The organism is Cryptosporangium minutisporangium, assembly GCF_039536245.1.
GTDB lineage: Bacteria > Actinomycetota > Actinomycetes > Mycobacteriales > Cryptosporangiaceae > Cryptosporangium > Cryptosporangium minutisporangium.
This window is the reverse complement of the sequence record NZ_BAAAYN010000131.1, coordinates 1-12,297: the sequence shown is the minus strand read 5'-3', so window position 1 is coordinate 12,297 and position 12,297 is coordinate 1. Positions and strand designations below refer to the sequence as shown.

The 12,297-nt window shown below is 66.0% G+C and carries 5 protein-coding genes and 1 pseudogene; 2 read left to right on the top strand and 4 right to left on the bottom strand.

The window, feature by feature from the left end; all coding sequences use genetic code 11:
- Positions 1 to 283: 283 nt before the first annotated feature.
- Entirely contained in the window at positions 284 to 2,800 is a 2,517-nt protein-coding gene (gene dcm / locus ABEB28_RS42780; protein WP_345734040.1) for a DNA (cytosine-5-)-methyltransferase, read from the top strand.
- 448 nt (positions 2,801 to 3,248) lie between these two features.
- Here dcm and ABEB28_RS42775 read toward each other — a convergent pair whose 3' ends face one another.
- The 4 genes and pseudogenes from ABEB28_RS42775 to ABEB28_RS42760 form a co-directional block, all read right to left on the bottom strand.
- Positions 3,249 to 7,292, bottom strand: coding sequence for an NACHT domain-containing protein (locus ABEB28_RS42775; RefSeq protein ID WP_345734039.1), 4,044 nt, complete (start codon positions 7,290 to 7,292; stop codon positions 3,249 to 3,251).
- Between the two features lie 7 nt (positions 7,293 to 7,299).
- Entirely contained in the window at positions 7,300 to 7,677 is a 378-nt protein-coding gene (locus ABEB28_RS42770) for a DUF6375 family protein (protein ID WP_345734038.1), read from the bottom strand.
- A gap of 32 nt (positions 7,678 to 7,709) precedes the next feature.
- A complete protein-coding gene (locus tag ABEB28_RS42765) occupies positions 7,710 to 8,558 on the bottom strand; it encodes a radical SAM protein (protein ID WP_345734037.1) in 849 nt (282 codons plus the stop codon).
- An 808-nt stretch (positions 8,559 to 9,366) separates the two neighbouring features.
- A pseudogene (locus tag ABEB28_RS42760) lies at positions 9,367 to 11,201 on the bottom strand (IS481 family transposase).
- A gap of 233 nt (positions 11,202 to 11,434) precedes the next feature.
- Between ABEB28_RS42760 and ABEB28_RS42755 the strand changes: the two are divergent.
- The gene (locus ABEB28_RS42755) at positions 11,435 to 12,148 is read left to right on the top strand and encodes a hypothetical protein (protein WP_345734036.1); all 714 of its coding nucleotides are present in this window, start codon (positions 11,435 to 11,437) and stop codon (positions 12,146 to 12,148) included.
- The last annotated feature ends 149 nt before the right edge of the window (positions 12,149 to 12,297 follow it).

Sequence of the window (12,297 nt, the reverse complement as noted above, 5' to 3'; positions counted from 1 at the left end):
CCATCAAACCCGGCACGCAACACCACGAAGTCGTATCACCCGCCACTATCCGATCTTGACAGATGCATCCGCTGGGGCGCCGCCTGGCCTTGGCCTCCCGAAACACGCCATGGGCGGCGGGCATCGGCGCCGACGTCGCATTGTTCGCGGTGATCCCCTGAGCTCCGTCCCGGCCGCCGAGCTGTCACGGCCACGGATGCCTTAAAGCACGTCGTCGCTCTCCAAAGGGCCAGTAGGACCCGTTGCATTCGACGCTGCCGACGGCGGCGGTCAGAATGTCCAGGTGCCAAGTGGAACGCAGCTGCAGTCGCTGATCGCCGAGTACGACCAGCTACGGCGGCTGGATGGTTACACACCGCAGCTACGTGGACAGCGCTTCAACGAGCTCATCGCGGCCACGCTGCGCTGCTGGGGCATCGACGCACGAACATCGGTCCGCTCCAAAGGGGAGATCGATGTCGCCTTCGTCGTTGACAACAAGCACTACCTCGTCGAAGCAAAATGGAAGAAGAAGCCAGCCGACACCGGTCAAATCGCCAAGCTACAGAAGAGAGTCCGCCAGCGCCTCGCAGGCACCCTCGGGCTATTCGTGTCGATGGCCGGCTACACCCCAGAAGCCTTGGCCGACATCAGCGATGGCGACCGCCTCGAAGTCCTGCTGCTCGACAAGGTTCACTTCGAAGCCATGCTCAGCGGCCTGGTCCCGCCGCTGGAACTCCTAGGGCTCTTGCTGAGCCATGCAGCCTTCGAGGGCGAGGCGTACGCACCGTTGCTCGGCTTGATCGGCCCTGGTGAAGAGCCACCGACCGTGGCCTTCGGCGCACCGAGCTGGATCCCCGACGGCAGGCTGACCCGGTCAGGCGATGCGATCGAGGAGGTGCTCTTCGCTCTCCCGGACTCCTTCCAACCCGGCATGACGGCCGGTCCTGATGATCAGGTGATTGTCACCACTGAGCAAGGGATTCTTGCCATCGATCCTCGAGAGGGCCAGACCTGGTGGGCCGCACCAGTGTCGGGCTGCCATCACCGCGCACTTGTGCAGCAGGACGGGTCAGTGCTCTTCACCCGAGGCCACGGTGTCGGCCACTACAGCGAGGATCAGCTGGCGGTGGTCGCTGGCGGAATGTTCGGCAACACCCACCTTGTTCCGCATCCGGACGGCTCCGTCTGGGCCTTCGCTGGCGGCGAAGCGGACAGTCGGCCAGGCGCGTCCATCAGCCGACTCGGCGATGTCCTCGGCGAGGAGGTGCGCCACGACTTAGGGCACCTGGAGGCTGCGGCCAGTTCGCCGGCCTGGGTGGGGGACGTGGATCTGTTGACCGTCGGCAGCGAGCTGGTGCTCACCGACACACGCGCCGGAAAGCCCCGCCAACGCACCGCGGCGAAAATCACGTCGGCAGGCCTCGTTGTGATCGACGGCGCGGTCATCGGGGCACGCGATGACGTCACGCTCGTCCGCGAGCGCCTTGGGTCCGGCCAGCACACACCGGTCGTCGACCTCGCCCCAGAAGGGTCGATCGCCGACTTCTGCCGTGGTCCCGCGGGGTCGCTGTACGTCGCTTCGCGCTACCGCGAGGCCGGCAGCACGCCTATCGTGGTGGGCCGCATCGCGCTTTCCCCTCCGACCGCCGATTCGACGCCGGCCAGCAGCACGGTCCGCCGAACCGCTGCCTCGGTTCGCGTCCGCTCGTCGCGGGCTGCTTCATCGGCCCAACTCAGCTTGCCCGTCTTCGACACGAGCCAAGCGCCCGCTCGCGCGACGGTTGCGGATCTGTTCGCCGGCAGCGGTGGGATGACCACTGGGTTCGCCTACATGGGATATGCCCCGGTTTTCGCCATCGAGGACCACCTCGCCTCGGCAGCCACGTACGCAGCTAACTTCGGCACATCGACAATCCACTGGAGTGACATCCGGCACCTGCCTCCGAATGCTGTCCCGCACGCCGACGTTGTCGTCGGCAGCCCTCCGTTCCAACCAGCCAACGCACGGGGGCGCGGCCGCGTCGACGATCCCCGCAATGCCTTGTGGAAGGAATTCGTGCGGGTCGTTGCGCAAGTGCGGCCTCAGGTCTTCGTCATGGACGCTCCGCCGCAGTTCCGCCAGGCGAGCGACTTCCACGAGTTCTTGGCCGAGTTCGATCGAGGCAGTCTCCGACGCTACGACATCGCTTACGGCGTCATGTTCGCCCCGCACTTCGGCGTTCCGCAGGAGCGACGTCGCCTCGTCGTCATCGGTTCAAGTGTCGGCCCGATCCCGATGCCCACTCAGCACATGACGGAGGCCGAATTTCGCACGGTGAGGAACGCCATCGGGGATGTGCCGGTCGTGAGCACCGGGCTCGATCTTCCGGAGAGCGCTTTTGCGTGCTTCGGCCAGACGGTCCGGGGAGCCTATCGGAGCGTGGACCTGCACCTCGGACGCCGTTATACCGACCTGGCACTTCGCCGTTACGGGCACATCCCGCCCGGCGGCGACATGCGAGACCTCCCACAGGAGCTGCTCCCACTACACGCACTGAAAGCAAGGGATACCCGTGCCGCCAACGTCATGGGTCGCATGCATTGGGACAGGCCCGCGCCCGCCATTCGTACCGAGTTCTTCGCTCCGGAGAAGGGCAGGTACCTCCACCCAGATGCGGATCGCGCTATCACTCATCGCGAAGCGGCCCGGCTGCAAGGATTCCCGGATGACTATCTCTGGTGCGGTTCCAAAATGGAGATCGCACGACAGATCGGCAACGCCACGCCGGTGCAGCTTGCCTCGGCGCTAGCCACCCACGTCAAGCCGTTTCTGTGCTAGGCCCAGACGCCATTGATGCAGCCAATCTGCGCTCAACGCCAGCTGCGGCGTGACACGGTCTACTGACCCGAAGTCCTGGCCGGCCAGCCCAGTCGAGGGCTTCGAGATCGAACCGGCGGGCCATCCGAACTTCCCCGCTCAGATCGAAGAGAACGAACACATAAAGTCCACGAAGGAAAGAACGTGTCGGTTGGTCCGGCTCGTCGGGTGTCGAGGTACTGAGTGTCGTCCAGTTGGCGGTTTAGCTGTCGCGCCTTGACCTCGCCCAGTTGGTCTCCGCGTCGCTGCGACATATGCCGCGCAGGTTACAGGTCCGGCGCACTGGGCGACCTCCGTTCGCGTTCGCACAAAGCGACATGCTGCCCGTGGCTGTCCCGCGAGCACGCCAGCGGTGAGTCGACCTGCGCTGACGATCCTTGGATGCAGCGTCGACAGATCGATCGTTGATTTAGTTGTCGTTGAGCACCCTGATGTGGCGCCAGACGTGCCCATAGGTTTCGTACGTCGCCCGGGCCCAGGCGGGTGGGGAGCTCCATTCGACGGCTACCTGGCGTTCACCCCAAGCGATCTGCACAATTTTGTGGTGGCCGGCGAACTGTACGAGGAGGTCGCGGCGAATGTAGAGCAGATGCCCACGCCAGGGCTCCGCGCCGCGGAAGGCCACTGAGGCTCTCATGCCGTCGAGCCCGACGAGGTCCAGTGTCCCGGGCAGTTGGCGAAGTCCGAATCGAGCAGCGAATTCAAACGAAGGTACATCATACGAGCCTTTCAGCCCTGCCGGCGACTTGCCTTCCGGGGCTTCGAGCGTCACGGCGACCTGGCCCGCCTTGATTCCTTCTTTCTGCCAGTCCGCGCCAATGGACGGACGGGGATGGAGGTTATATTGATCGTCGTCAACCTCCGTACCGTTGCCGTAGCGCACTTCGAACCTGGGGCTCCACGGCATTTCCCCGGCGAACACGCCCCGGACGGTCGGCAGTGCGGAGAAGAAGTCATTGCCTGGATAGTCAATGGCCCCTGCGAGCGTGACGGCGGACTCGACATCATCGGACTCCAGCAGGAACGTCCGGAAGAACCCGAACACCGTCCGGCCGCCGCCATCGTGCGTCAAATAACCCTCGACAAGCAGCCATTCGCCAGCCACACTGTGAAGCACATCAGGTGCCCACACCTCGTCGGGAACGTTCACCGTTCCGCCGCGGAGCCACTCGGCATCATCAGTCGGACTCCCGGGCGCCCACTTCGGCAAGTGGACGGGCGCAGGAGGTGGTTCATCGGGAAAGGTGGGGTCGATGTCGGCGGAGACGTTGCGCCCGCCGCCCCACCATCGCTCACGGACAAGGCCAGCGTCATCCCGCCGGCCGATCAGCTCGTAGTACGCGATCCACCCGTACTTCTTGCCGTAGCGCTCCACCTTCGCACGGTTCCCGCTGTACCGACTCGACCTGCTCGAGTACCGCGCGATCGCGTCATCAACGGAGCCGAGCACAGCAGCACGCCATCCAAGTTCCCAGACGCGTGCCATCACCTCGCCGCGGGCACGGCGGAACTCAGGGTGCTCGGAGTCGTAGTTCGCCCGGCCCTCTACAGCGGACCCGATCACGTAGTTCTCGAAATCCATACCGAACGTGCGGTCGCACTCGGCGGCGTTCGGGTCGTCATCTGCCATCACTGGTGCCGGCGGCACAGCCGCCAACACCACCGCGAGCGGGTTTACGCCGTCGGGAACCACGTTCGGGTGGAGGGTCCCAGCAAGTTCGAAGGATGCCCTGACGTATCCACGGAGCAGCTCATAGGAGGTGGGCGAAGAACCGCCCTCCAGGAAGCGGTCACGGAGTTCTCCCAGCCACCGGCCGAACGCGTGCTCGAACGATCCACCAGGATCGGGCATCTGGTGTGCGGTGGCGGCTCCGAACGCAGCACCGACGACTCGTTCGACAACGTAGAGGTCGTCGACGTCGAGCATCCGGGTCGCCAGCTCGAACAGTCGCTTCGGTTCCGGACGTCCGTAGCGTTGCAGCGCCTTCGTCGCGAGATCCCGGACCTGTCGATTCGTCGATGTGAGCAGCCACGCCACCGCGAGCCCGTCAAGGTCGTCACTCGCCGCTCGGTCCATGGTGGCGGCCCAGCGCTCGATCATCTGCTGGAGGTCGGCCACCACCAGATCGTCCGCGTGCTCTCGGACCCATTCGGTCCACTTGCGGTCACGCTCGGGGAGCGGCAACTGCCGGAGTGCCCGGTCCAGGAAGTTGGCGTTCAGACGATGTGCGGGGGAGTTGCGAAGTTCCCAGAGTCGGTCGAAAACGCCCCGCCCGCCTCGTCGGCGCGACGCCGAACTCTCTGAAACAGGAGTCGAGACAAGCCGGGCGAGTTCATCGACCGTCCCATCGTCGAGAAACTCGGCTTCGGCACTCAATTCCTGGGCGAGTGCCCACGGACGATGATGCTCCGGGGCATACCTCCAGAGATGATGCGCAGCAAATCGGCGGGGCACAAGACCTACCAGTCCGAACGCGACGTCCTCACCGAGAGGGTGGCCCTCGTCCCCGAGGAGCGACTCCCACAGGGCTTCCTCCGCGAGCCGTTCATCCACCTCGGAAAGACGCATCCGGACGAGCAGCACGTCGGCAATGAAGTAACCCGCGATCAGGTCGAACACGAACCCGGTCTCGCTGTCCTCACTTCCGTCGACGTCCTCGCGGAAAAGGACACCTTCCTCTTCCAGTCGCCGGAACAGGCTCTCGTCCCAGTTTGTCTCGCCCGCGTCGAGAATCCGCCTTGCGTCATCGACCGGAAGGCGTCGGACCCTCCGGGTCCACATCTCACCGGCGAGCGCGGCGAGGCGCCGCCGGATTTCATCGGCGGGAATACTCATCCGAACCGGATCGTCCGCGAGGCGGTCGACCATGACCTGGCGATACCGTTCGAATACCCCAATCAGCGACGTCGGGAGCGCCTCGACGCCGACCGGCTCTTGGCGAGCATGGTTGGCCGCTTCGCAGTACATGCGGAGGAACAACGGGTTCTCGAACAGGCTGGTCGGTAGCCAGGAGCCAGCGGCGTTGATCAGGTAGTAGTCGAAGTAGGCGGTGACGAGATCGCTGACCTCCGACCGGTACCAGTCGAGTTGCATCGCCGCCGCGGCGTCCGGGATTACCTGTTCAGCGAGCTTCTCGCGGAGTGTGACGACGGTGTTCACGTAGGGATAGTCGGCCAGTACGGGTGTCAGTTGTGCGAGCAGCCCGCGCCACTCGGCTGGCTTCTCGGCCTCGTTCAGGCCATCGATGATCAACGGAATCTGGGAGCCAGCCCGGGAACCGGCCGAGTTGAGCGCTTCCAGAAGATCATCGAAGCGGTCGATCTTCAGCCCGGGAATCCGTCGCGCCAGATCATCGAGGCTCCCGCCGGATCGCAGGTTCGCGCCCTGGATAAAGACCCCGGCTGTCGGTCGGTCTATCGGAGCGGTCAGCTGGGCCGCGAGGTGTGTCTTGCCGTGCCCGGCTGCCCCCACGAGCGCGACCAACGGAACGTTCGCGGCTGCGCTCGTCTCCGTGATCCATTGGATGACGTCGCGAATCTCCGCGGCCAGGCCCGTCACGTCGAGCGCCGCCGGCAGGCGAAGCTTCCTCAGCTGGAGCACGAGGCGGCGCAGCGCCCGCGGCGAAGTAGCGGGGGGCTGCTGGTCACCGAGACGCTCGCGGACTTCGGAGGGCCGGAGATTCCCAGCGGCGTCTACGATCGCCCGCATATCCCCGACGAACGAGTCCAGGTCACCGGCGACGTGCTCGGCCTCCGACCGGATGTCGTCGTCGTCAATGCTGGCCAAGGCGGCACGTAGCGACGCCACTCGGATTGCGATGTCCTCGGCGCGCTCGCCGAGCCAACTGACCGTATCCGGGCGGAGGAGCACACGGTCTATTCGGTGCTCAATATGGTTGGCGGTATGCAGCAGCGGGACCCACCGGGCCGTGACAGGCGCGACGGAACGCTCATGTGCTCGCGCGAGCAGTTCGGGGGTCAGAACAAGCTCCCCGAAGAAGGTTGACCGAAGCTCGTCGAACCCCCCGAGTTCCGCCTCGAAGTTCTCCGTCGTCCAGAGCCTCGTCGTGATCCCGTGAGCCGCGCCGAGGCCGTCGATCCACTCCTCGTCCTTCTTCGCCGGACGCTCGGGAAGGCACAGCACGAAGTCGGTGAGCCCGTCGACGTACTTGACGGCCTTCTCAACCGATTCCTCGATCAGCTTGCGCTGCCCGCCGGAGAGCTCGTGCTTCGCGTTCAGCTCGAACCATTTGCACGACCAGCCCCAGACCCGGCCGGGGTCGCCGAGCACCCCGGAATGCTCGACTCGGAGGTAGAACTCGACCCCGGGCTGGTTGCGGCGCTCCCGCAGCGGCCCTAACCTGCCGTAGCGGCGGGAGACGATCGCCCGTGTAAGCGCCTCGAAGTTCCGGTCCGCTGCTCCCGGCAGGGCTGCGAGCTCGGTCAGGTTCATCAGCAGCTCAACCGCCGGTCGCCGTCTTCGGCGTTCCGTCGTCGTTCCAGTGATGGCCGGACAGCACCTCGACCCGCCCTCCAAGGTGAAGTACCAGCTTCACGAAGCCCTGGATCTCAGACTCCTCAGTCCGGATGCGCACGGTCGCACCGCTGCGTTCGACCGAGTGATCGAACGCATAATTATCAACATCAGCCCGGCCCATGTCGTATAGCCCCAGGCGCGCCAGCTCATCCGTGAGGGTTCGCGGCATCCGTTCGTTCTGATTCCGCCAGTCGCTGTCCGACCACGCGAGGTCTGCAAGAGTCTTCAATTCCTCCATGCGTTCGATGGCCGCCTCCGCGTCGGCGACCGTGATGAATGTGCCGATCAGTAGGAGGTCCATCGAGTGTTCCGATCCGTAGCTGCGCCAAATCCTCATGCCGCCTCCCGCAAAACCTGCACGGCATCGAGGATCGAATCCGCGATCGGCGTTCCCGTCTGCGCGTAGGAGTTGGCGCGGAGGACACCACCGGCGTCGACGTGTAGGTATGCGTCTGAGGGATGTTCACCGGGGATGATCTCGACGCCCGGCACGGACGCGTCCAGCCCGGTACGTGAGATCGCGAGCTGCATCGGAACATTGGTTGTTCGTATCCACTGGCCGAGGCGTTCCGCGTCAGAGTTCGAAATTCCGGACGTGGCCGCCGTCGGCTGTTCCGGCAAGAGCAACAGCTCCGAAGCCCCCGCGTCCGCGGCGAATGCGACAAGGTCATCGAGCTCACCGATCGTGTCCTTGTTCACGACCGCGTTGATACCGAGCGGAGAGATCGAACGCAACAAGGACGCCGCCGAGGTCACAGCCGCGAACGACCGGCCACGCAGCCGCTCATACGTGGCGCCGACGCCGTCGACCGACAGCCTCACAAAATGCACGGAACCGCGCAGCTCCTCGGTTAGACCTGGGCTGACCCGATGTCCGTGCGTCGTGAACGTGACCGCCATCGACGTCGACTCGGCCACCCGCCCGCAGAGCTCGACGAAGCCCCGGTACAGAGTGGGCTCCCCACCACCGAACCCCATCCCTAGGCACCCAGCGCCGTCGAGTTCCACTGCCCAGGACGCAACCCGGCTCAACTCGAGCGCCGCAGCGTACTTCGGTGCATAGCAGTAGCCACAGCGCAGCTCGCAGGCATTCGTCAGCGCAATCGAGAGGTACCGGGGAGCCCGGGACAACTGTCCGGACGGCACGTCGACCTCATCGAGGAGGACGTTGACGCCCGACACTCGATCGAACAGGTGCACGCCCGCCTCGGACAGCCGGATCTTCCATCTCATCGGCAACAGGATGGCACTGGTATGAGGACAACACACGGGCATAGGTCGTGTCGGTTGCCGGGGCGGCGACTCGCGAAGGGATAGTTCGAACCGCCTGGAATCCGGCGCACGCAAGCAGCGGCCAAGACGGGAGGCCACGGCGCATGATCAACCCCGGGGACGGCTCATCTGAGCAGTGTGCGGATGCGCGCTCCATCAGCGCTCGAGCGACCTTTGACATCGGAGCCGCCACGGAGCCACGAACACCGTTCGGCGGCCAGATTCGCCCTGAGACCTAATTGAACTCGCTCGTCATCGGGTGGACCGCAGGGGATCGAACCCAGAACCGCGGATAGAGACCACGGGGTCGTCGCGAGCCACCATCGGCTACGCCAAGGTAGACAACTCTTCGGCCACGAGTAACGCCTGGCGACCTCGTCGGCGCGCCGCAAACCAGAACACGCAATCGTCAGCGCCGGGCATCGACCGCTCGGAGCACCCAGGACGATGGCCACCATGAGTATCGCTGCGGCTCCGGCACTGGCAGCCAGATGCACGGGTCGTCGACCTCAATCTGGTAGCTGGGCGCTGGTGTGCGCGCCCAGCGAGCCCGCCGTCCACCTTCGGTGCGGGAGGACCCGACGGAGTGGTCATTGGGGTCCAGGCGATCGGTCCCGGAGGCAAGTCGTCGGCGCTTCGGTGGTCGACTCTCGCGGCCGGTGTCAGTGTGCGGTCTCAGGAGATGCTTGACCGGTTGTCGTCAGGACATGCTTGACCGCTAGCCGGGTTGGGTGTTCATCCCGCGGGAGTGCAGGCGGGTGATCGGGCTGGTGTCGCGGCGGGGTCGGACGGCGATTTCTTCGTCGTTGTGCAGGACGCGGTAGTGGGTGTCTTCGATGACGACGGTGACGAGTTTCCCGACGTGTCGTTTGCCGAGCTTGATGCATTGCTTGTTGACCGAGATTCGGCCGTGGGCGTGGACGCGCCGTAGCGCGCGGATGGATCCGGCGGGCAGTGGCGGTGGCGGGAGTTTGCTGGTGGCGGTAGTCGCGCCGGCGAGTTTGGCGGCTCGTTGCGGGCTGAGTGGGCTGGGCCAGGTGCCGACGAGCGCTCCGTCAGCGATGGCGTGCATGAGGTGTCCGTCGAGCCGCAGGGTGAGGCGGCGGCCGGCCCAGGCGGCGCCGACGAGATGAGTGTCGCCGCCGATGCGGACGACGCCGTCGCGCTGGACCTGCCGCTGGATTTCGATGGCGTGCCCGGGTTCGAGGATGGGCCTGCCGTCGCGGCGGCGCAGGGCGTCACCGGCGGGTGGCGGTCCTGCGGGACGGGCTCCTCGCATCGTCAGGTAGGCCAGGTCAGCAGGGGTGAGGCGAGACGGGGCGGTGCGCAGAACTGCTCCGTGGAGGCTGACGTGGATGCTGCGCTGGTCCGCCCAGATCGTCACGGTCTGACCGGCGAGGCTGCGGCCGATGCTGACGGCCTGCTTGCCCGAGACGATCGTGATCTCGCCGCCGGGCGGGACACGGTGCTCGAATTCGACCGCGGCGCCCGACGGCGGAGCGGCGGGTGGCTCGATCACACCGATGCCCGCGAGGCCAGCCGGCAGCGGCGTCTGCACCGGGTCGGCAGCGGTGGCGACCGAACGCGTCTTCACGGCCTGATCGACCTTGTGTTGCTGATCGGCGCTGGGGTGGTGCGGCCGGAACAGGCTGGCGGGGGTGGCCATCCCGATTGCCTGATGCGGGCGTTGATGGTTATAGGCCTGCACCCAGGCGTCGACCGCGGCCTGGGCTGCGGCGGTGGATTCGAACGGACCGGCATGGTCGAGGAACTCCCGGCGCAGAGTCTGGTGGAACCGTTCGATCTTTCCGGTCGTGGTCGGTGACTTGGGTTTGGTCAGCCGCTGGTTGATGCCGTTCTCCCGGCAGGCGCGTTCGAAGAGCACTTCGACCGGCTGCGGTTTGATGTGTCGGCCGGTGAACTGGCCGCCGTTGTCGGTGAGCACCTCGAACGGTGCTCCGAATCGGCGCAACGCGCCCAGGAACGCCGCCACGACCGCCCGGCCGGACGGGACCGCGACCACCGCGGCGATCACCACGAACCTCGAGTGGTCGTCGATGCCGGTGACCATCTTGCATTCCCGGCCCGAAGCCAGCCGGATTCCGCCGACCAGATCCAGCTGCCACAGGTGCATCGGAGTCTCGCGCTGCCAGCGCTTATAGATCCGCTTGTGCTGCTGCTCCTGCGCCCGGACCAGGCCGTTGCGCGCCAGCACTCGATGCACCGTCGCTCGCGACGGCCCGGCCCCCGCGCCGGTGGCGAGTTCGTGAGCGATCCGGCGGGCACCCCACCGCAGATGCCTTCGCCGCAGCTCGCAGATCGCCGCTTCGACCTCCGCCGCCAGCCGGGTCGGACTCGACGCCGGCCGCCGCGACCGGTCACTCAGACCCGGGATGCCCTCGGCCTCGAACCGGCGTCGCCAGGTGTGAAGCGACTGCCGCGACGTGCCATAACGCGCCGCGACCTCCCCACCGGCGACCCGGCCAAGACCTCCCGGACGGCTCGATACCGGTACTCGGCCATCGCCTGCTGATCCACTACCCGCCCAGCCATCGTTCCAGAAAGGACGACGAACAGAACCAGGTCAGGCCATCAACCGTCAAGCATGTGCTGAGGACGAACCGTCAAGGAAGTCCTGAGACCGCACATCGACAGCCGGACCCCACATACACGACCTGTTGGGCGCTGTTGGGTACCCAACCAGCCGCGCCCGCCTAGGTCGGGGCCGCTGTTGGTCATTTGATCAACGCGAACACGGCCGGTCAGGCGCGGGAGCCGCCCGCCCGATGACGCCTCCACGTCAACACGATCCACACGGCATTGCCCACACGCAGCACCACGACGACGCCGCGAACACCGAGTCCGCGGTGGTCGCCGCCGAGATACCCATCGCGGTCTGGCGACTCGATGTCCGAGACGCCGCCCAATCTCCTACCGAAGCCGCGGCCGGTTTCGAGTCGCGCGTCGCGCACCGACTCATCGACGTCTACACCCGTCGCGGCGAGACGGTCGCCGACTTCGACGACGACCCAGACCTCCGGCGCGCGGTCACGACCGCCGATCGCCGGTATCTCGCGATCACGCAGCCCAGAGATCTCGCCCCGTTGGCGCTGGTGACCACGCCCATCAGCCTGGTCACCTTCCGCTGGCGCCCTCAGGCCAGTGCCCTCGATCCGATCGAGGTGTTCACCGTCTGCCGGTTGATCATGGCCCGCGACGCCTGCGTGATCGCCATCATGCGCCCCGGCGACCCAGATCAACCCGGCGCGCGCTTCACCGATCAGGAACACCGCCTCCGCGCCGCGGCCACCGCAGCCGGACTCGTCCATCTGCAGCAGATCGTGATCATCAGCGCCCCCGGCGGAGAGGACCAGTTCCTCTACTACTCCACCCGCACGGAGGCAGGTCAGATCGTCGATGCCGCCGCCGCGACTCCGGATCGGGTCGCACTGCACATCGACCTGCTCGTCTTCAGTCCGAAGGCCGGTCGCCATGGCTAACCGTGAGTCGCCTGACCAACGCACGTCTCAAGGCTCCCTCGCCGGCTCCGGGAACGACGTTGATCGGCTGATGTCACTGGAGGACGTGTGCGACTACCTGCAGATCCCCATCGGCACGGCACGCAAGCGGGTCTTGCCCCTTGATCCTG